Below are 19,243 nucleotides of genomic sequence, written 5' to 3'. Positions count from 1 at the left end.
CCGCAGTGACAATTCGATTACTGCAGGAGCGACATGACCATCGACGACATCTGGTTGGTCTGCTTCAGCATGCGGTGCCGGCTTGCATCAGCATCTGCTTGGCGGTCATGTTCGACGATTCGGTGGCGAAGTCGGTGTCCATGATGCGGCCGGTTGCGGCCTTGCTGTTGGTGCTGACGTTGGCCAGGTTGTTGTACACGTGTTCCAGGCGGTTGGCGGCAGCGCCCAGGCCCGAACGCACCTTGCCGACCGATGCCAGCGCGGTGTCGAGCTTGCGATCGAGGCGGTGGCGGCAGCGCCGCTGGCGATTTTCGGTGCCGGTGGCGGCGCCGCCGTAGTTGGCGGTGGCCAGGCCGACGTTGGTGTCGCCGCGGTCACGTCACCCGACAGGTCGACCGCCATCGTTTCGGTCGAGCTCGCGCCGATCTGGAATTTCATGGCGCTGGCAACGGTACCGCCGACCAGCAGCTTGGCGCCGCCGAAGGTGGTGTTCTTCATCACGTTGCCCAGTTCCAGGCCGAGTGCGTCGAATTCCAGCTGCATGGCGTCCTTGTCGGCCTGGGTCGACGACTGGTCGGCCGGCCTGGGTTGCCAGGTCTTTCATGCGGACCAGCATGTTGCTTACTTCGTCGAGCGCGCCTTCGGCGGTCTGCAGCATCGAAGTCGAATTCTGGGTGTTACGCATTGCAACGGCATGCCGCTGGTCTGTGCTTTCAGGCGGGTGGCGATCTGCAGGCCGGCAGCGTCGTCCATTGCCGAGTTGATGCGGTAACCGGTCGACAGGCGGGTCATCGAGGTCGACAGGCTGGTCTGGGTGCGCGAGATCGAGTTTTGGGCGGAAAAGGCCGGCGGCGTTGGTGTGAAGGCTCAGCATGGTGAACTCCTGGTATTGGGTGAATCGGTTGAATGGTGCGCCTCTTCGCGCTCTCACAAGTACAAGACGACCGCTTTCAGCAGTTCATTAAGTGCCGTGTGGAAATATTTTAGGTGGGAGCGCTCGGCGCGCCTCATGCTGCCCGAGCGTATAATCTTGCTATCACACATGAGGGTCACGAGGAAGACAGATGGAACAGGCAGCAGCCCATGCCAGCCCGGTTTGCGGCGTTACCGCAGGTCTTGACGATGTCGTTGGTTGCCGAACCTGTTCGTCCAGAGCACTAACGTGAACGAAGCGCCACCTCGCCGCGCCCTGGTCACCGGGGCCAGCGGCTATGTCGGGTCACATCTCGCGCGCAGGCTCCTGGCCGCGGGCTGGAAGGTGCATGTCCTGCTGCGCGCCGGTTCCAGCTTTCCGGCACCGGCGCCGGCCCTGACCGTGCACCGTTTCGAAGGCGCTACCGAGGACCTGGTCCGGATCGTGCAGCAGGCCGCGCCGGATGTCGTCTTTCACCTGGCCGCCGTTTTCGTCGCCGGAGCACCGGCCCCAGGACGTCGCGCCGCTGGTGCAGGCGAACCTGCTGTTCGCCACCCAGCTGGCCGAGGCGATGCGGGTCGCCGGCGTGCGCAAGCTGGTCAATACCGGCACCGCCTGGCAGCACTACGGCGACCCGCGACTACGATCCGGTCAACCTGTACGCCGCCACCAAGCAGGCCTTCGAAGCGATCCTGGCGTATTACGTCAACGCGCACGCATTCCGGGTCGCGACGCTGGTGCTGTTCGACACCTACGGCCCGGGCGACGTCCGCCCAAGCTGATGACCGCGCTGTGGCGCGCGGCGCGCAGCGGCGAACGGCTGGCCATGTCCAGCGGCCGCCAGCTGCTCGACCTGGTGTATGTCGACGACGTCGTCGATGCCTATATTGCGGCGGCGGATGCCTTGCGCACGGCCGGCCGGGACAGCTGCACTACCGGGTATCGTCCGGCGCGCCGCTGCGCCTGACCGAGCTGGTGGCCGCTTCGAGGCCGTGGCCGGCCTGCCGATCGCCGCCGACTGGGGTGCGCGCCCGACGACCGCGCGAGATGCTGCTTCCCTGGACGGGAGGCGCGCCGCCGCCGGGCTGGCAGCCACGGATCGCCCTGGCCGACGGCATCCGCGCAGCGCACCGCCGGTGACGCATAAACAGGCCCCGCTTGAGGGGAGGGCGATTCTTCTGTAAAATGCCCGGCTTGCTGCGCCTTCCCCGATCGCGCGAGGCGCCAGCAAAGGATTGTTCCGCATGACTACCGCCCCGCACCCTCAGCGTTGCCCCATGATGGACTGGACGTAATTTCCAGTATTCATGCGGGTTTCAAGAGGTTCGTGTGCATGATGTGTGCACTCATCGGTGACTGCAAAACCCGATCTTTCCTCTAGGTTTGTCAAAAAAATAAAAAATCCGCGAGGTCGGTTACGCCGCTTAACGCCAATGGGGATGACCGAACTGTAGCATTTCCGGAAATTGAAATATCGACAAGAGACTGCTGCCGTTCGCTCACTTCACAAGGAACACGGCCCTAGTTCTTCATAATTTTCCGCCCTGCATCTCTACGGATTAAAATGATCTTTTTTTTCCAAGAGGCAGTATGGCGTACGCTACCCTACAGTTCACCCGCACCGAATACAACGCTGCTGGTCGTGCCTTTGCCGACGCCGTTGGAAACCCCGCTGACTGCTTGGCAATAATCGACAACTTTCGCGCCTCGCATGCACATCCTCTCAACACCTTCCATACCACGCTAAAGAACCGTGCTCAGAAGCTTGCCCCGAAAGCACTAGTGGTGCAGCGTATCAAGCGACTTGATTCGATTGCGGCCAAGCTCAGGAGCAAGAGTAGTATGCGGCTGACGCAAATGCAGGATATTGGTGGTTGTAGAGCCGTCATGCCGACCGTCCAATTGGTCAGACGGTTGGAGGCGACGTACGTGAATTCGCCTTTAGTCCATACACTGTCGAACAGCAAGGACTATATTGCAACACCCAAACCAACTGGCTACCGGGGTGTCCACCTTATGTACACGTTCGCTGGTGCTTCTAGTCCCTATGCCGGGCTGAAGCTTGAAATCCAGATTCGGACACAGTTACAACATAAATGGGCTACTGCTGTCGAGGCAGCGGAAACATTCACTGGGCAGGCCCTGAAGTCGAACCTAGGGAGCGAGGAATGGAGGCGCTTCTTCGCACTGATGAGTTCTGTCTTTGCGCTGCGGGAAGGGTGCCCTACGGTTCCAGGAACGTCCGACGACTTTCTCAAGCTCTCCGAAGAAATACGGCAGCTTAACGCTAGTCATCACATGGCGAACGTGTTTGCGGCGTACAGGCGATTCTGCCGAGGGTTGAGCAGCAGAAGAATGCGCGCTACTTCCTCGTCCGGCTCGAACCTGCTGGTCGAAGGGTGTTCGTAAGAGGGTATCGCAAGAACAGTCCAGACTTGCACACCATGAATATACAACCGCTGAAAGCCTTATTCCTGCTGGCTCGTCAGTGCGCGTGGTTCTCGTATCCGTGTCCTCGATAAATTCACTCAAAAGAGCATATCCGAACTACTTTTTGGATACTGAGCAGTTTTTGAACGAAGTACGAGTCATTACGGGATGAAAGGAGTAAGCCGTATTTACGGCTATCGTAATCACTTCAGGGCGGCGTAAAGCGTACCTCTCGACACGTTGTATTCAGCCGCTAGTGCTACCTTACTATCGCCAGCAGCGCAGCGGGCCTTGATCGCTTCCACATCGGCTGGCTTGAGCCGTTCTGGTCGGCCCGCGGGCTTGCCTGCTGCCTTCGCTGCCGCGATACCTTCGCGCTGTCGCTCCAGGATCATCGACCGCTCAAACTCTGCGAATGCTCCCATCATGGAAAGCATGAGTGTGTTCATCGGACTGGAAGTGTCTGCGCTGAAGGTCAAGTTTTCCTTGACGAAGGTAACGGCTACGCCCTTATCGTTCAGGCCCGAAACGATCGCTCGCAGATCGACAAGGTTACGGGCAAGGCGGTCAATAGAGTGCACCATAACGGTATCGCCTTCACGAACAAAAGCTTGTAGGGCTACCAGAGCAGGGCGCTTCACATCTTTGCCGGATGCCTTATCTTCAAACACTCTGTCCAGCTTTATACCGTCCAGTTGACGTGCGAGGTTCTGGTCCACCGAACTCACGCGCACGTACCCAACTATTTGTCCTGCGGTCATTCACCTTCTCCTTCGTTGATGTGTTCAACAAAGTCTAAGAGATTGTTGGAATATGTGCAACAACTATCTTTTACGGCCTTGTTGAACAGTGTTTCTCGGCTGTTTTAGTGTGTTCATCAAGGTGTACTTCTTGCACATTTAACAGAACGATTTTACGTGGGGACGGTTTGGGACTCGATGCGGAGTAGCTTCGGAGCAATAGCGACGATATCTTGGGCAATCTTCAGCAAGATGAAGTAAGGAAGCGATAACCCTCCCATTGAGTACTGAAGCAAGTAATGAACAGCAGGATCGTAGCTGTTCTCGAATTCGCTAACTTCGTGAGCTGCTGACGGATGCGACCCATCGAGCGTATTTGCGACCCTCCGAATCAGCATGGCCTTCCCCCATCGTCACGGACACTTCCGTTAGGCGCATTTTAGGTTTTCAAACTGTACCGGGCTGATATACCCGAGAGTGGAATGACGCCGGCGTGGATTGTAGAACCTTTCGATATAGTCGAACACGTCTGCCCGTAAATCATCCCTGGTCCGGTAGTGCTTTTTGCTCAGCCGCTCGGTTTTCAGCGTCGAAAAGAAGCTTTCCATTGCAGCGTTGTCCCAGCAGTTGCCGCGACGGCTCATGCTGCAAACGATGCCGTGCGATTCGAGCAAGCGCTGGAAGTCTTCGCTGGTGTATTGCGAGCCCTGGTCCGAGTGATGCAATACTGCCCGAGGCCGGCCGCGGCGGAAGATGGCCATCAGCAGGGCATCCATTACCAGCTGCGCTGTCATGGTCGGTTGCATCGACCAGCCCACCACACGCCGCGAGTACAGGTCAAGGACGACAGCGACAAACAGCCAGCCTTCGCCAGTCCATACGTAAGTAAAGTCAGCAGCCCATTTCTGGTTCGGGCCTGGCGCTTCAAATTGCCGGTCCAGCAGGTTCGGCGCGATGGCGTGGACTGGCGAATCGAGCTGCCCAGGTGCGCGGCGACGCTTGTGGCGGGCCTTGATGCCGGCAGCTTTCATCAGCCGTGCCACGCGGTTCTCACTGCAGGCAAAGCCAGCATCGATAAGGTCTCGCACTACGCGCGGCGAACCGTATGTGCCATCGCTGGCTTCGTGGCTGTGCTTGATCGCCTTGAGGAGCTGCGCATTCTCACGTTCATGCGCACTTATTGGTCGGCCGAGCCAGTCGTAAAAACCACTGCTCGACACACCAAGCAGACGACACATCGTTCGCGTTGGCCAGATGGCTCTATATTTGGCGATGAAGCCGTACTTCACTTGAGGTCGGCTGCGAAGTAGCCGAGCGCCTTTTTTAAGATGTCGCGCTCCGTCTTGACCTTTGCCAGCTCGCGCCGCATGCGCTCATATTCCTGGGTCGATACCTTCTCGCCCCCGCCCGTAACCTCTGCATCCACGTTGGCGTCTCTGCACCACCGCCCCAGCAAATTGGCGCCAATGCCAAGGTCGCGGGCGATCGCCGCCTTGCTTGCACCAGGCTGGCCTACCAGCTTGACTGCCTCGCGCTTGAACTCTTCTGAAAACAACCGTCTTTCACGTGCCATGTAACTCCTCCGATAGGGACATCATACCTATCGAAAGTGTCCGCGCTGGTGGGGGAATGCCAGCATTTCCCTCGTAATCGATACTATTTTCAGCTCGCCGGTCTTGTCTGGATACGACATCCTTACAGCTTCAGCTCCAAGCCATTGGGAGTAGTTGCAGCGGGAGACATCCTCTGCCGCAGCAGCCTTGACCATTGGTTGGTCGCTGGCAACTTCCATAAAAGAGTAATTTTTTAGCTCCATCGAGCCATCAGTGTTGATTTTGCAGCTGACCCCGACAGTGAAAGATCTATCCTTGATATCCTGAGGGCCTGTGACAATGCTTCCATTGGCTGCGTACGTAATCACTCCCCCGGGCATGAAAGCGAAGACGAATCGAGAGCCACGTGCTGCGCGTAAGACTTTCTTTGCAGGCGTAGAAGTTTTGAAGCTCAAGGTTTTGGAAAACGCGGGAGCTAACTGTGGCAACACCGTTTTGAGATCAGCCCATACGCGAAGGGAGTGCGAGAGATCAAGTAATGAAACTTCATCGTAGGATCGTACCGAGGCTTCGTAGTGACGTTGCAGGCGTTCTAGATGAAGTAATACGGTTCGCATACCAACCCTCTGTTGAAAGCATAATTGTTAGAAATATGGAGTTGCTCGCTTAGAGATAGCAATGTTTTCCATTCGTTAATATACTAGATCACTTTAACGACGGGAAAATTAAATGCTTCGTACAACACTGATTTTTTCCTTTGCGATCTTAGGTGCATCGCATGCATTTGCCGATGATAGTGTATGTAGGCCGATGGCAGCTTTAGCAAAGATGTCCGCTGAGCAGCGGGACAGAGGAGTGTCTCAAGACGAGCTTCTTCGAGCACTCATAAGGGAAGGGAAGCTTGACTCAAAAGACTCGGCTGCGCCGTTTGTTGTAAACACCGTACTTTGGGTGTATGAGGAAAACGTCCCATCGAAAAGCGCTTATCAGCGAATGTTCGAGAAATGTCGCAGGGCCTTTGCAAAACAACGGTAGCGCGAGCAGAACTGGGAGCTGCTTTGCGCTTACCTTTCGCCAAGGTAGTAGCGTTGGCCTGTACGACGCTTTCTCCTAACAAGCGCGGTTGGGTTGGCTCCCGAAGTAGGTGCGACTCATCCCTTGAATCTTAGATCGACTCTTTACGAGATACGAAATCCAAACCAGACAGTCTGCGAGTTTGTCCCCAGCTAGGGTGGCGTAGTTCACCCGCTTACCCAGTCTCGTGCGGTGCATGGGGTTCTCTGGTGGTGCGATGTAGTAGGTCAGTTCACGTTTCTGCATCATCACGTTCAGCCAGTGCTGGGAGTTATGGTTGAGGACGGAGCATGGGTTGCGATACTTTGCTTCGGCCAGGATGAACACGTGAAAATGCAATCCCTTCTCGTCTTCTACTTCAAGACAACCCTTCCACTGACAGGGGATCTCCTTCCTGCGTAGTTCGAGGCAAAGAGCCTTCATGGCTGCTTGGTAGTCTCGGCTCTGTTCCGAACCCATCATTACAAGATGGTAGAGGCGTGGGGAGGTGTAGTAGTTATTGTTGAGCATATCCTTTATCTTCCGGTATGCCTTCTGGCTGTGCATTCCACCGTTGGCTAGTGTAATGGCTGTCTCTTCCTTCTTCATTGTTGATACTCCTTCTGTTACTGCTCCTACACTGCTTCTCCTTACTTACTAGTACAAATTGGCGGTGGTACACGAGCGGGTTAGGGGTTTCTCCTATATGGGAGTGCTTAAAACGGCTTAAATCACTGCTTTCATTGACAGGTCAAGAGAACTCCGTCATCATAGGAGAGCCTGAGATAATGGCTTTCTTCCAAAGAGGCGAATCGGGATTCCTGTCGATAACGTGTTTCAAACTGTGCTGCTTGCTATCTATCTTGGAATAGCGGTCTTCTGAGTGGATTTCTTCTTGGTGGCTACCTGCCTACCAACTTCTTCTTTGAGCGCCTCCTAGGGGCCTTATATTGCCTTGGATAGGCTGTTGAGTTGGCGCTGTCTCAGTTGATGTCAGTGCGGTACCGCCGCATCCAGTCTGCTCAAAAATTCAGCAACGCTATTACATATAAAACGTAGTGAAATGCTCAACCAGGCTGTGGTTTTCTGTCTTCGCGATAGAGAATCGACTACATCAGTGTCTTCGCTGGATTGCTGGGACTACGAGTTCTGACAAGTGAAGAAAGGTGGCGCTCGACTGCGGCGATAGGGTACAGGTAGTTCCTGCCGAGCAAGACGTACTCCGGGCCTTGGCCTCGTTTGCGCCATGCGTCAAGTGTGGACACCTTAACTCCTGCAAGCGTGGCAAAGCCATGCTCGTCTAGGCAGTTCACAAGCCGGGCTAGGTCGGCTACGTTGGGGGTGGTGGTGTGGGTTGCCTGCATTTCAGATCCTCTGCTGTTGTTGATGAGGACTGAACTGTAAGGTGCGAGTATTCAGCAACCCGGTTACTTGTCAATTCAGCGGGTTGTACTTTTTCGCTGTGGCGTGGATGGTTGTCGGGCTAACATCGTATTCAGCCGCAAGCGCCTTCACAATACCGTAGCTGGTCCCATCCGCTTTGCTGTCCCAGTACCGCTTCGCGATGCGGCGGCAGTCGCTTTCCTCCAGTTTTCGAGGCTTCGATGCTCGCTCGCTCTGGGTCTTGCTATGGCTTTCGACCTGAGCAAGCGCCTGTGCCGACAAAATGGAGTTCCGTACTCCGCTGAAAACGGTCACGATCTGCTGCTGTTTGACTACTACCTGTTTCAACGCTGCATTCAGCGATTCCTGACTGTCGTACGCTTGTTGCTCGCCGTCACAGAACACCAAATTGGCATATGAGCGGCAATATGCGACTAAGGTAGCGTGGTTGATGTCGTTGTCGTTCAGGTAGGGTTCAAGCCACGTAAGAGCACGCTGCACGCACTCGAAGAACTGTACAGGTGTACCGTCTGCTGGGAAGCCGTTGAATGGTTCGTCAGTAATTTTTGTCATGGTGTCTGAGTCTGAACTTTGGATAACGCCAACACAGCCGCGTGTACATCTTCCGAATTGGTATGGGTGTAGCGTTTCAGTTGGGTCCACGTTTTATGACCTGTCAGTACCGCAACCTCTGGAATTGACAGCCCAAGGCGGAACAGGTCGCTTGTGGCCTTATGCCGAAGATCGTGGAACCGAAGGTCTTCGATGCCCACCTTGGCACATGCACGGGTGAATGCTGTACTTACGCTGGATGCCTGATATGGAAACACCCGTCCAATCTTTCGCATTGCCAGTAGTGGTTCGACTAGTGCCCATGCAGCAGGTAGCAGGGGAACCGTTTGGTGGTTTCCTTCTTTCTTGCGGGGGTCCTTCCGGTCGCGAATGATAACCGTGCGCTTCTCCGCATCCACATCTTCTAGTTGGATCGAGCAAATCTCGTCTTGGCGCATGGCTGTAGCAAGGGCAAACGCGCAGAGAGTCGCCATGGGGATCGTCTGGCGCTTGTTGGCAGTCCAGAATGCGTAAAGCTTTTCGAGTTCAGCCGTGGTTGGCTCGCGATCACGCTCACTACTGCGGGTGCTCACGTTTCGGGCGCTCAAATCCCTGCGCGCATCACGGGCGAGGTCAGTCGGCAGGTCCATCCGTCTGGAGTGCTTGCCCCACTTTAAGATCGCCCCGAAGAAGGACAGGTCTGCGGCAATCGTCACGCCGCCAGCACCAGCTTTAACTCTTATGTCGATGAAGTCACGCAAGTGGATACTGTTGAGGCGTTTCAGCGGAACGCTCCCTAGCTCCCGCCTCAGCATGGCATGGGTTGCCTGTTTGGTGCGGCCGCCCATGTTACACTCTTGGGCGTAACCGTCGATTAGGTCGCCTACGCTATAACCTTCTGGTACGGGCTGGTATCCGCTCGCAACAATGTGCTCCGCTTGAACTTCTACTTGTTTCGCCCATGACTCAGCGTCACGCTTTCGGGTGAACGTCTCTCCCCGGTACATGCCACCTTTCCTAACCTGTGCCCGCCATTTCCCGCTGGGTAGCTTCGTTATTGTCGCCATCGTGTGCAATTCATGTATGTTGAGTTATGCCCGGATTATGAACGAATTATTTACCCTGTGTGCACGACGTGTGCACTGATTGCTGCACATAGCCAAAATGAACAACGAAAAGAGTAACAAAAACAGTAGGTTACTGAGTGTAGCCCCCATGATGGACTGGACCGACCGCCATTGCCGCGTCTTCCACCGCCAGATCACGCGCCATACCTGGCTGTATACAGAGATGGTGACCACCGGCGCCCTGGTCTACGGCGACGTCGAGCGCCACCTGCGTTTTGACGAGATCGAGCATCCGGTCGCGCTGCAGCTGGGCGGCAGCGAGCCGCTTGACCTCGCGAAAAGCGCGAAGCTGGGCCAGGAGTGGGGCTATGACGAGATCAACCTCAATTGCGGCTGCCCATCCGAGCGCGTGCAGCGCGGCGCCTTCGGTGCCTGCCTGATGAACGAGCCCCAGCTGGTGGCCGACTGCGTCAAGGCGATGCGCGATGCGGTGTCGATCGACGTCACGGTGAAGCATCGGATCGGCATCGACAAGGACGAGGAATACGGTTTTGTGCGTGATTTCGTCGGTACGATCGCCGATGCCGGCTGCCGCACCTTCATCGTCCACGCGAGAAATGCCATCCTGAAGGGCCTGTCGCCGAAGGAGAACCGCGAGATTCCGCCGCTGCGCTACGAAGTGGCATATGCACTCAAGCGTGAGTTTCCGGAGCTGGAAATCATCATCAACGGCGGCATCAAGACGGATGACGAAATCGCGCTGCACTTGCAGCACGTGGACGGCGTCATGCTCGGCCGCGAGGCCTACCACAACCCGTATTCGATGGCGAACTGGGACGCCCGCTTCTACGGCGACGACGCCGCGCCGAAGACGCGCGCCGAGGTGCTGGCGGCGATGGTGCCGTATATCGCCGCCCAGCTCGCGCAATATGGCGGGCATGGCCTCAAGCTCAACAGCATCACGCGCCACATGCTCGGTTTGACGGCCGGCCTGCCGGGGGCGCGTGCCTTCCGCCAGATGTTGTCGGACCCGAAGAGGCTGGCCACGGCCAACCCCGGCCTGTTGCTGGAAGCGGCAGCCCAGATCCGCAGCCTGTAAGGCCATCGCCTTACCGGCAGGTGGCTGCCAGACAGCCGCCTGCTTCGCCTTCCTGTTTGCTCCCAGCGCTCGCAGGCGCTTCGTTCTCCCAATCCCACTTCTTGTAGTTCAGTTATTGTCGAGGCAATCATGTCGATTGCCCTATGTCACCAGCTATGGTGCGTACGACAAGAACATGCGTGCTGTTTTGCTTGCATGTAGGAAATTTACTACACGGAAATATAAATTTGTGTAGACAGGTGAAGGCTGCGCTTGCTCTATGGCAAGGTCCGCTCCATAATTTCGAACACGGAATTGAGGATTTGCAACAAAACGTTCTGCGCCCGGCCCTGCGTTTTTTGATAACTGCACTGTTTTCGAGCCTTGGCGGTAAGTTTTTGATTTATCCTACGGGAAAGACTTGCCGTTAGGGAACGCAGCCTCCGACGACGGCACCACCGAAGCAAATCTGATCAACAGCTAGGAAGCGAAATGAATTTATCGAAGATGAAAGTCGGCATGCGCCTGGGACTGGGCTTCGCCCTGGTGCTGGTGCTGCTCGTCGCGGTCACCGTGGTCGGCGTCCTGCGCATGGCGCAGATCCAGGACCGCCTCGACCACGTGGTCAGCGTCAACAACGTGTCGAGCCGCGCCGTCATCGAGATGCGCAACAACGTCAGTGACCGCCTGGCCTCGCTGCGCGTGCTGACCCTGATGACCGACGCGACCGAAATGGAACCGGAGCTCAAGAAGTTCAAGGAGCAGACCGCCAAGTACGACGCGGCCCAGAGCAAGGTCAGCAAGATCTTCGGCGCCGAAGGCACCGACGCCGAAAAGGCGTTGCTGGCCGAGATCAAGGGCCATGAAGCCACCGCGATGCCTGCCATTGCCAAGGCGTCCGAGCTGTACCTGAAGAACGACGCCATGAGCGCCACCCGCGTCATGATCAAGGAAGTGCGTCCTGTCCAGAAGAAGTGGACCGAAGCGCTCGACAAGCTGGTGGAGCTGGAAGACAAGCAGAGCCTGCAGAGCCAGGAAGACGCGGCCAGTGCATTCGTCAACGCCCGTAACTTCATGCTGGTGCTGCTGGCCGTCGCCGTCGTGATGGGCGTCGCTGCGGCCTGGGTCATCACCCGCGGCCTGATCAAACAACTGGGCGGCGAGCCGGACTACACCACGAAGATCGCGGGCAGCATTGCCCACGGCAACCTGGCGATCGCCATCGACACCCGTACCGCTGAACAAGGCAGCCTGCTGGCCGAAATGAACGGCATGCGCAACAGCCTGGTCGACATCGTCAGCCAGGTGCGCCGCGGTACCGAGACCATCGGCACCGCTTCGCGTGAAATCGCCGCCGGCAACATCGACCTGTCCTCGCGTACCGAACTGCAGGCCAGCTCGCTGGAAAAGACGGCCTCGGCCATGGAAACCCTCACCACCACCGTCCGCCAGAACGCCGAGCACGCTCGTGAAGCGAACCAGCTGGCGGCCAGCGCCTCGGACGTGGCCCGCAAGGGCGGCGACGTGGTGTCGCAAGTGGTCGGCACGATGGGCGAGATCAACAGCTCGGCCAGCAAGATCGCCGACATCATCGGCGTCATCGACGGCATCGCCTTCCAGACCAACATCCTGGCGCTGAACGCGGCAGTCGAAGCGGCACGTGCCGGCGAGCAGGGCCGTGGTTTCGCGGTCGTGGCTTCCGAAGTGCGCAGCCTGGCCCAGCGTTCGGCTGCGGCGGCCAAAGAGATCAAGACCCTGATCGGCGATTCCGTCGAGAAGGTCGAGCGCGGCAGCAAGCTGGTCGGCCAGGCCGGCGTGACGATGGATGAAGTCGTGGCGAGCGTCAAGCGCGTAACCGACATCATGGGCGAGATCGCCAACGCCAGCGCCGAGCAGAGCGCCGGCATCGAGCAGGTGAACATGTCGATCATCGAGATGGACAGCATGACCCAGCAGAATGCAGCCCTGGTCGAAGAGGCAGCCGCCGCCGCCCAGAGCCTGCAGGACCAGGCCGGCGAACTGGGCCGCGTGGTCAGCATCTTCAAGCTGGTCGAAGGCGAAGAGCAGAGCGTCGAGCCGACTTTGGCAGCGCCGGCACCAGCGGCACCGGTAGCGACCTTGCCGGCAGTGCGTACGCCGGCAGCGCGTCCGGCACGTACGCCGCGCGCGGCACTGAAGAAGCCCGCCGCTGCGGCAGCTCCGGCCAAGCCGAAGAAGGCACCGGTTGCAGCGGGCAGCGACGAATGGGAAGAATTTTAATTTACGGCGAATCCAGCCGGACTCACTGAAAGACCGCAGGCAGTCAGCGGCAGACCAACTACCTTTTTGGGAAATAAAAATCATGAAAAAGCCTTACCTGAGCGCCATCGCCACCCTCGTTTTCGCCACCATCGCCGGCTCGGCATTCGCCGGTGAAGTCCCGGCCTCGTTCGACCCGTCGAAGTGCAAGGTCGAATACCCGAAAGCCTCGCTGATGAATGAAGAGCAGGGCACGACCTCGATGTCCTTCCTGGTCAACACCGACGGCAGCGTCGCCGACTCGAAGCTGGAAAAGTCGAGCGGCTTCAAAGGCCTCGACAAGGCAGCCCAAAAAGGCCTGTCGGCTTGCAAGTTCAAGCCGGGCACCAAGGATGGCGCACCAGCGCAAACCTGGGCCAAGGTCGACTACGCATGGAAGCTCGACTGATCATCCGTCGATCCCTGCATGAAGAACAGCCGGCCTTTGCGCCGGCTGTTTTGTTGTGGATTCCCGATTCAATGGCAAGCTCGACCGTGCGCTGGCAAAACGCCTGCCGAGGTAGCATAAGGTTTCCAGTCTGTTAATGGAATCTGGCCAAATGTATCGATTGTAAGCACTTGCATCAGTTCTACTGTGCACTGGAACGTCTGGCTATAGTGGTCTCACACCGAACCGAAAGGAGCACTACCATGAAACGAATCCTCATCACTCTTGCAGCAGCCGTGATCAGCACCGCCGCTTTCGCCCCGGTGGCACAAGCCCAGCACAGCCGCACCGAAGTGATCGTCGTGCAGAAGGCGCCGCCTGCGCCGCGCCACGAATCGACTCCGCGAGCACGCCGCGGCTACGAATGGGCGCCTGGCTACTGGAACTGGAACGGCCATCGCTACACCTGGGTGAAGGGCCACTACGAAAAAGTCCGCCATGGTTATGTGTATTCCCGCCCGGAATGGCGCCAGGGCGATAACGGCTGGACCCTGGAGCGCGGCGGCTGGCGCCGCGGCCCGAACGGCGACCGCGATGGCGACGGCATCCGCAACCGCGACGATGCGCGTCCGAACAACCCGAACCGTAGCTGATCGGGAAGGGCTGGCGGAAGCCGGCGCCTGAAATGAAAAAGGCCACCTGCGGGTGGCCTTTTTCGTCGCCGATGCGAAAGCCGAAAAATATTTTTACCGACATGGAATAATCCCGTTGCCGTTTGCGTATACGCCAGTATCCCAACCACAAAAACAGGAGATCGCCATGCCCTTTATCCGTACCGCACTCGGCACCGCAAGCATCATGCTGGCCCTTTCGGCCTGTGCCTTGATGTCCAGTTCCCCGCTCCGCACTGCCGACGGCGTGCTCGTCAACGATGCGGGCATGACGGTCTATACCTTCGACAAGGACGTCGCCGGCAGCGGTCAAAGCGCCTGCGCCGGGCCATGTATCGGCCTCTGGCCGGCGGTGCCGGCGACCGCGGCGAGCTACCCGGCCCCGTATTCGGTGATCACGCGCGACGACGGCAGCAAGCAGTTGGCGCGCAACGGCAAGCCCCTGTACCTCTATGCCCAGGACACCAAGCCGGGCGAGCGCAAGGGCGACAAGGTCAAGGATGTCTGGCACGTCGTGACCGATTGAGCGTATCGGCTGCGCACCCGCTTTCGCCATGCTTGACCCCGACGTAGAGCTGCTTGCCTGCATCCCGCGCCTGCGCCGTTACGCGCGGGCGCTGGTGGGCGAGCGCAACGGCGCGGACGACCTGGTCCAGGACACCGTCGAACGTGGCTGGAGCCGGATCGGCGAATGGCGCCGCGATGGCGACATGCGGGCCTGGCTGTTCGGGATCATGCATAACCTGCACGTGGACCAGATGCGTGCGCGGCGCCTGCAGACGACGGCGCTGGACGACGATGCGCCGTATCCGGCCCCTGCGGCCAACCCGGCCGCGCGGCTGGAGGTGTGCGACATGCAGACCGCACTCGACCTGCTGCCGGCGGAGCAGCGCGAAATCGTGCTGCTGGTCGCGCTGGAGGGAATGACTTACGAACAGGTGGCACAGGCACTCGGCTTGCCGGCCGGGACCGTGATGTCGCGCCTGTCGCGCGGACGCGCGAGCCTGCGCGCCTTGATGGAGGGGAGGGCGGCGCCCGCTGCTTCCCTGCAGGTGATCAAATGAATGGCTTACCAATGACCGAAGCGGACCTGCAGGCGTATGTCGATGGCCTGTTGCCGCCGGCGCGCCAGGCCGAGGTGGAGGCCTGGCTGCTGACCCGGCCCGACGAAGCGGAAAGGCTTGCCGCCTACCGCGAGCAAAACCGCGAACTGCGCCGCCTCTTCGATCCGGTACTCGATGAACCCATCCCCGCGGCGCTGCGCGCTCCGGCGCCGCGCCGCGCCTGGTGGAGCGGTCCCGCCGGGCGTTGTGCGGCGGCGCTGGCGATCGCCTTCGCCGGTGGCCTTGCCGGCTGGACGCTGCGCGCCGCGGCCGATGCGCACGGCGCGGTTTCTGTCAGTGCGGATGCGGGGCCGGCCGCGAACAGCCTGCCGCGCCAGGCCGCCATCGCGCACGTGGTCTACAGTCCCGAACTGCGGCATCCGGTCGAAGTCGGCGCCGACCAGGAGCAGCACCTCGTTGCCTGGCTCTCCAAACGGCTCGGTGCACCCGTCCGGCCGCCGCACCTGGGCAAGCTGGGCTACGAGCTGATCGGAGGCCGGCTCCTGCCCGGCGAGAGCGGACCGGTTGCACAGTTCATGTATCACAACCTCGCGGGACAACGCCTGACCTTGTATGTGTCGACCGGGCAGACGCACAACCGCGATACCGGTTTCCGCTTTGCCCAGGAAGGACCGGTCGGCGTGTTCTACTGGATCGATGGGAAGTTCGGCTATGCCTTGTCGGCGGGGGTGACGAAAAACGAACTCGGGACCATTGCGATGGCCGTTCACGAGCAACTGGACGGCCCGCAGTAGGCGGCGTTGGCCGCAAGCCGGTTACTGGAGGTTCGTCTGCTTTACTTGCCTGACACTGTCTTCGTCACAGTCAAGGTCACGCCGCCGTTGGCGTGCGCTCCGATAAAATAGGCGGCGCCGAAGAGATAAAGGGCAACAAGAGTCCCGAAGAGAATCTTCGTAAAATGGGTCTTGATCGTTTCCCACTCCGTGTCGCCACCGGCAAGCAAGGCCGTGTAGACAAGGACCGGTAAAGGAGCGGCAAGTGCCCAGACCGGGTCTTCCTTGGGAAATGCCAGGCGTACGAGGAGGAAGATCAGCGGAACCGCCAGCAGCCCGCACGCAACCCGATCTCCCAGGGGATCGAGCGCACCGTCGCCACCGCCGTGCAAGCGTCGAAAGATGGTGCCCACAAGCAGAAGCACGATGAACGTGGAAAGCCCAGCCAGAATATCCTTGTCCACGACGGCCACGCTGATCACCTCAACGAAGTTGAAATGCCCTGAAGGCAAAAACACACGCTTGCCGCGCCAAAAGGCTTTTCGAATGTACGCGTGATGGCTGCGCGGGTGTTGAGCGGAATCAGACTGCAACCACGCACCGCCCAGGTACTCATAAAGAGAATCATCGGAAAACAAAAAAGGCTTACACGCCGAAGCATGTAAGCCTTTCTTTTTACTGCGAATTCTTGGGGTGGCTGATGGGACTCGAACCCACGACAACAGGAATCACAATCCTGGACTCTACCAACTGAGCTACAGCCACCATTGTCTTGCTTTTCTATCTCAGCACTGCCGAGACAGAACGAGATTATACAAACTTCACGGCCAACTGGCAAATCTAATTGTTCTGCCCGATCAACATGCCGCCCGCGCTGTCCGCGACGACCTCATGGGTCGGCGGGTCGAGGCCCAGCAGGCCGGAAAAGGCGCTCGCGAGCGCGGTGCTGCTGGCGCTCGTGTAGCCATCGAGGCGGGCAGGCGCATCCGTCGCCGCGCGCGAAATGCCGCCGGCCGCCAGCAGCCGCGCCAGCTGGCGCGCCACGGCTTCGCCGGTGTCGATCAGCGTGACCGGACGATCCGTGCTGCCTGCGATCACGCGCTCGATCGATGCCTGCACCAGCGGGTAATGGGTGCAGCCGAGCACCAGCGTGTCGGCGCCTTCTTCCAGCAGCGGCAGGATGAAGCGGCGCAGCAGGGCGTCAGTCTCTGCCGACTCGAGGGTGCCGAACTCGATCTGGTCGGCCAGCCCAATGCAGGGCTGCAGCAGGAAGCGGGCGCCGGTGCTTTGCGCGATCTGGTCGCGCAGCAGCAGGAACTTGGTGCCGGCCAGCGTGCGTTCGGTGGCGAGCACGCCAACCAGGCCGTTGCGGCTGGCGGCGGCGGCCGGTTTCAGGCCCGGTTCGACGCCGACGATCGGCATGCCGGGATAGCGTTCGCGCAGGGCGGCAATCGCGGCGACCGTGGCCGTGTTGCAGGCGACGACGATGGCTTTCGCGCCCTGTTCGACCAGGAAGGCGCCGATGGCCAGCACGCGTTCGATGAGGACGTGTTCGGGCTTGTCGCCGTAGGGGGCGAAGCCGGAGTCGGCGAAATAAATCAGGTGTTCGTGCGGGAGCTGCGCGCGGATGTGGCGCAGGACGGACAAGCCGCCGACGCCGGAATCGAAGATGCCGATGGGGGCGTCGGGGAGGGGAGATGGCATGGGCGGGTATGCAAACGCGAACGGGTGGACGGCAAGCCGTCCACCCCACGCAGTTAGGCCACGTTGACCGGAATGCCCTTCAGCGATTCGATCTTCGCCGCCCATTCCTTCGGCCCGGTGTTGTGCACCGAGGTGCCGCTCGAATCGACGGCGACGGTGACCGGCATGTCCTGCACGTCGAACTCGTAGATCGCTTCCATGCCCAGGTCTTCGAAGCCGACCACCTTGGCCGACTTGATCGCCTTCGACACCAGGTAGGCCGAGCCGCCGACCGCCATCAGGTAGGCCGACTTGTGCTTCTGGATCGATTCGATCGCCATCGGGCCGCGCTCGGCCTTGCCGATCATCGAGATCAGGCCGGTCTTCTCCAGCATCATGTCGGTGAACTTGTCCATGCGGGTCGCGGTGGTCGGACCGGCAGGGCCCACGACTTCGTCGCGCACCGGATCGACCGGGCCGACGTAATAGATGACGCGGTTGGTGAAGTCGACCGGCAGCTGCTCGCCCTTGGCCAGCATGTCCTGGATGCGCTTGTGGGCAGCATCGCGGCCGGTCAGCATCTTGCCGTTCAGGAGCAGGGTCTGGCCCGGCTTCCAGGAAGCGACTTCTTCCTTCGTCAGCGTGTTCAGGTCGACGCGCTTCGATTTCTGCGTGTCCGGGGTCCACTGCACGTCAGGCCAGGTCGACAGCGCCGGCGGTTCGATGTACGAAGGGCCCGAGCCGTCGAGCACGAAGTGGGCGTGGCGGGTGGCCGCGCAGTTCGGGATCATGGCGACCGGCTTCGATGCGGCGTGGGTCGGGTACATGTTGATCTTCACGTCCAGCACGGTGGTCAGGCCGCCCAGGCCCTGGGCGCCGATGCCGAGCGCGTTGATCTTGTCGCACAGTTCGATACGCAGTTCCTCAAGCTTGTTCTGCGGGCCGCGCTGTTTCAGCTCGTACATGTCGATGTCTTCCATCAGCGACTCTTTCGCCATCAGCATCGCCTTTTCGGCGCTGCCGCCGATGCCGATACCGAGCATGCCCGGCGGGCACCAGCCGGCGCCCATCAGCGGCACGGTCTTCATGACCCAGTCGACCAGCGAGTCGGAAGGATTCAACATCACGAACTTGGTCTTGTTTTCCGAGCCGCCGCCCTTGGCTGCGACCTTCACGTCGACGGTATTGCCTTCGACCAGTTCCATGTGGACCACGGCCGGGGTGTTGTCCTTCGTGTTCTTGCGCTCGAAATGCGGGTCGGCGACGATCGAGGCGCGCAGCTTGTTGTCGGCGAAGTTGTACGCGCGGCGCACGCCTTCGTTGACGGCGTCGGTGACGCTGCCGCTGAAGCCTTCGAAGCGCACACCCATGCCGATTTTCAGGAAGACGTTGACGATGCCGGTGTCCTGGCAGATCGGGCGCTTGCCTTCGGCGCACATGCGCGAATTGGTCAGGATCTGCGCGATCGCGTCCTTTGCCGCCGGGCTTTGCTCGGCCTCGTAGGCGCGCGCCAGGTGCTGGATGTAGTCAGCCGGGTGGTAATAGCTGATGTATTGTAGCGCCGCGGCGACGGATTCGATCAGGTCTTCCTGTTTGATGACGGTCATGACGATTCTCA

The 19,243-nt window shown here is 59.4% G+C and carries 17 protein-coding genes, 1 tRNA gene and 3 pseudogenes; 10 read left to right on the top strand and 11 right to left on the bottom strand.

What is annotated here, in order from left to right; genetic code table 11:
- Positions 1–17: 17 nt before the first annotated feature.
- Positions 18–874 (bottom strand): annotated as a pseudogene (locus LPB04_RS24490) (flagellin N-terminal helical domain-containing protein).
- A gap of 288 nt (positions 875–1,162) precedes the next feature.
- On the opposite strand from LPB04_RS24490, the pseudogene LPB04_RS24485 reads away from it, so the two are divergent.
- The 3 genes and pseudogenes from LPB04_RS24485 to LPB04_RS23300 form a co-directional block, all read left to right on the top strand.
- Positions 1,163–1,342: pseudogene (locus tag LPB04_RS24485) on the top strand (NAD-dependent epimerase/dehydratase family protein); the annotation flags it as partial.
- 173 nt (positions 1,343–1,515) lie between these two features.
- Positions 1,516–1,880: pseudogene (locus tag LPB04_RS24180) on the top strand (NAD-dependent epimerase/dehydratase family protein).
- A gap of 623 nt (positions 1,881–2,503) precedes the next feature.
- Positions 2,504–3,322 (top strand): RelA/SpoT domain-containing protein, encoded by an 819-nt coding sequence (locus LPB04_RS23300; RefSeq protein ID WP_193686792.1) that lies wholly within the window; start codon positions 2,504–2,506, stop codon positions 3,320–3,322.
- 224 nt (positions 3,323–3,546) lie between these two features.
- On the opposite strand, the gene LPB04_RS23295 is transcribed toward LPB04_RS23300, so the two are convergent.
- The 6 genes from LPB04_RS23295 to LPB04_RS23270 form a co-directional block, all read right to left on the bottom strand.
- The gene (locus LPB04_RS23295) at positions 3,547–4,104 is read right to left on the bottom strand and encodes a recombinase family protein (RefSeq protein WP_193686791.1); all 558 of its coding nucleotides are present in this window, start codon (positions 4,102–4,104) and stop codon (positions 3,547–3,549) included.
- 407 nt (positions 4,105–4,511) lie between these two features.
- Positions 4,512–5,656 (bottom strand): IS3 family transposase gene (locus tag LPB04_RS23290; protein ID WP_193686218.1). Its coding sequence is split into 2 segments (ribosomal slippage): positions 4,512–5,398 and positions 5,398–5,656, totalling 1,146 coding nucleotides; the frame shifts between segments, so codons are not numbered across the junction.
- 27 nt (positions 5,657–5,683) lie between these two features.
- On the bottom strand, positions 5,684–6,253 hold the full coding sequence (locus LPB04_RS23285; protein ID WP_193686790.1) for a hypothetical protein: 570 nt from the start codon (positions 6,251–6,253) through the stop codon (positions 5,684–5,686).
- A 493-nt stretch (positions 6,254–6,746) separates the two neighbouring features.
- Positions 6,747–7,298, bottom strand: coding sequence for a hypothetical protein (locus LPB04_RS23280; protein ID WP_193686789.1), 552 nt, complete (start codon positions 7,296–7,298; stop codon positions 6,747–6,749).
- Positions 7,299–8,123: 825 nt separating this feature from the next.
- Positions 8,124–8,645 carry a hypothetical protein gene (locus LPB04_RS23275; protein ID WP_193686788.1) on the bottom strand — a complete coding sequence of 174 codons (522 nt, stop codon included), beginning with the start codon at positions 8,643–8,645 and terminating at the stop codon, positions 8,124–8,126.
- Positions 8,642–9,472, bottom strand: a complete 831-nt coding sequence (locus tag LPB04_RS23270) for a site-specific integrase (RefSeq protein WP_193686787.1) — start codon at positions 9,470–9,472, stop codon at positions 8,642–8,644. Before LPB04_RS23270 ends, LPB04_RS23275 begins: the two co-directional genes overlap by 4 nt.
- A 316-nt stretch (positions 9,473–9,788) precedes the next feature.
- On the opposite strand from LPB04_RS23270, the gene dusA reads away from it, so the two are divergent.
- The 7 genes from dusA (at position 9,789) to LPB04_RS23235 (ending at position 15,963) form a co-directional block, all read left to right on the top strand.
- Entirely contained in the window at positions 9,789–10,790 is a 1,002-nt protein-coding gene (gene dusA / locus LPB04_RS23265; RefSeq protein ID WP_193686786.1) for a tRNA dihydrouridine(20/20a) synthase DusA, read from the top strand.
- 471 nt (positions 10,791–11,261) lie between these two features.
- Positions 11,262–13,028, top strand: coding sequence for a methyl-accepting chemotaxis protein (locus LPB04_RS23260; protein ID WP_227496556.1), 1,767 nt, complete (start codon positions 11,262–11,264; stop codon positions 13,026–13,028).
- Positions 13,029–13,110: 82 nt separating this feature from the next.
- On the top strand, positions 13,111–13,455 hold the full coding sequence (locus LPB04_RS23255) for an energy transducer TonB (protein WP_193686785.1): 345 nt from the start codon (positions 13,111–13,113) through the stop codon (positions 13,453–13,455).
- 242 nt (positions 13,456–13,697) lie between these two features.
- A complete protein-coding gene (locus tag LPB04_RS23250; protein WP_193686784.1) occupies positions 13,698–14,087 on the top strand; it encodes a YXWGXW repeat-containing protein in 390 nt (129 codons plus the stop codon).
- Between the two features lie 166 nt (positions 14,088–14,253).
- On the top strand, positions 14,254–14,631 hold the full coding sequence (locus LPB04_RS23245; protein WP_407943872.1) for a COG4315 family predicted lipoprotein: 378 nt from the start codon (positions 14,254–14,256) through the stop codon (positions 14,629–14,631).
- A 28-nt stretch (positions 14,632–14,659) separates the two neighbouring features.
- Complete coding sequence (locus LPB04_RS23240) at positions 14,660–15,169, top strand: RNA polymerase sigma factor (protein ID WP_193686783.1); 510 nt, start codon at positions 14,660–14,662, stop codon at positions 15,167–15,169.
- On the top strand, positions 15,166–15,963 hold the full coding sequence (locus tag LPB04_RS23235; RefSeq protein WP_193686782.1) for an anti-sigma factor family protein: 798 nt from the start codon (positions 15,166–15,168) through the stop codon (positions 15,961–15,963). Before LPB04_RS23240 ends, LPB04_RS23235 begins: the two co-directional genes overlap by 4 nt.
- A 41-nt stretch (positions 15,964–16,004) precedes the next feature.
- Here the strand turns inward: LPB04_RS23235 and LPB04_RS23230 are convergent, their stop codons facing one another.
- The 4 genes from LPB04_RS23230 to LPB04_RS23215 all read right to left on the bottom strand — a co-directional run bounded on the left by LPB04_RS23230 (position 16,005) and on the right by LPB04_RS23215 (position 19,232).
- A complete protein-coding gene (locus tag LPB04_RS23230) occupies positions 16,005–16,580 on the bottom strand; it encodes a hypothetical protein (protein ID WP_193686781.1) in 576 nt (191 codons plus the stop codon).
- 51 nt (positions 16,581–16,631) lie between these two features.
- Positions 16,632–16,707: transfer RNA gene (locus LPB04_RS23225), tRNA-His, on the bottom strand.
- 75 nt (positions 16,708–16,782) lie between these two features.
- A complete protein-coding gene (murI, locus tag LPB04_RS23220; protein WP_193686780.1) occupies positions 16,783–17,646 on the bottom strand; it encodes a glutamate racemase in 864 nt (287 codons plus the stop codon).
- Positions 17,647–17,699: 53 nt separating this feature from the next.
- The gene (locus LPB04_RS23215) at positions 17,700–19,232 is read right to left on the bottom strand and encodes a fumarate hydratase (protein ID WP_193686779.1); all 1,533 of its coding nucleotides are present in this window, start codon (positions 19,230–19,232) and stop codon (positions 17,700–17,702) included.
- Positions 19,233–19,243 lie beyond the last annotated feature (11 nt).

This window comes from Massilia litorea (genome assembly GCF_015101885.1).
Classification (GTDB): domain Bacteria; phylum Pseudomonadota; class Gammaproteobacteria; order Burkholderiales; family Burkholderiaceae_D; genus Telluria; species Telluria litorea.
This window is presented reverse-complemented; position numbering and strand designations above follow the sequence as displayed.

What these genes read in the sequence shown, in the direction of transcription:
- LPB04_RS23295 (WP_193686791.1), bottom strand. Translation starts at nt 4,104, where the DNA reads ATGACCGCAGGACAAATAGTTGGGTACGTGCGCGTGAGTTCGGTGGAC.
- LPB04_RS23285 (WP_193686790.1), bottom strand. Translation starts at nt 6,253, where the DNA reads ATGCGAACCGTATTACTTCATCTAGAACGCCTGCAACGTCACTACGAA.
- LPB04_RS23275 (WP_193686788.1), bottom strand. Translation starts at nt 8,645, where the DNA reads ATGACAAAAATTACTGACGAACCATTCAACGGCTTCCCAGCAGACGGT.
- LPB04_RS23270 (WP_193686787.1), bottom strand. Translation starts at nt 9,472, where the DNA reads ATGGGCGGCCGCACCAAACAGGCAACCCATGCCATGCTGAGGCGGGAG.
- LPB04_RS23260 (WP_227496556.1), top strand. Translation starts at nt 11,262, where the DNA reads ATGAATTTATCGAAGATGAAAGTCGGCATGCGCCTGGGACTGGGCTTC.
- LPB04_RS23250 (WP_193686784.1), top strand. Translation starts at nt 13,698, where the DNA reads ATGAAACGAATCCTCATCACTCTTGCAGCAGCCGTGATCAGCACCGCC.
- LPB04_RS23280 (WP_193686789.1), bottom strand. Translation starts at nt 7,298, where the DNA reads ATGAAGAAGGAAGAGACAGCCATTACACTAGCCAACGGTGGAATGCAC.
- dusA (WP_193686786.1), top strand. Translation starts at nt 9,789, where the DNA reads ATGAACAACGAAAAGAGTAACAAAAACAGTAGGTTACTGAGTGTAGCC.
- LPB04_RS23245 (WP_407943872.1), top strand. Translation starts at nt 14,254, where the DNA reads ATGCCCTTTATCCGTACCGCACTCGGCACCGCAAGCATCATGCTGGCC.
- LPB04_RS23300 (WP_193686792.1), top strand. Translation starts at nt 2,504, where the DNA reads ATGGCGTACGCTACCCTACAGTTCACCCGCACCGAATACAACGCTGCT.
- LPB04_RS23255 (WP_193686785.1), top strand. Translation starts at nt 13,111, where the DNA reads ATGAAAAAGCCTTACCTGAGCGCCATCGCCACCCTCGTTTTCGCCACC.
- murI (WP_193686780.1), bottom strand. Translation starts at nt 17,646, where the DNA reads ATGCCATCTCCCCTCCCCGACGCCCCCATCGGCATCTTCGATTCCGGC.
- LPB04_RS23240 (WP_193686783.1), top strand. Translation starts at nt 14,660, where the DNA reads ATGCTTGACCCCGACGTAGAGCTGCTTGCCTGCATCCCGCGCCTGCGC.
- LPB04_RS23235 (WP_193686782.1), top strand. Translation starts at nt 15,166, where the DNA reads ATGAATGGCTTACCAATGACCGAAGCGGACCTGCAGGCGTATGTCGAT.
- LPB04_RS23215 (WP_193686779.1), bottom strand. Translation starts at nt 19,232, where the DNA reads ATGACCGTCATCAAACAGGAAGACCTGATCGAATCCGTCGCCGCGGCG.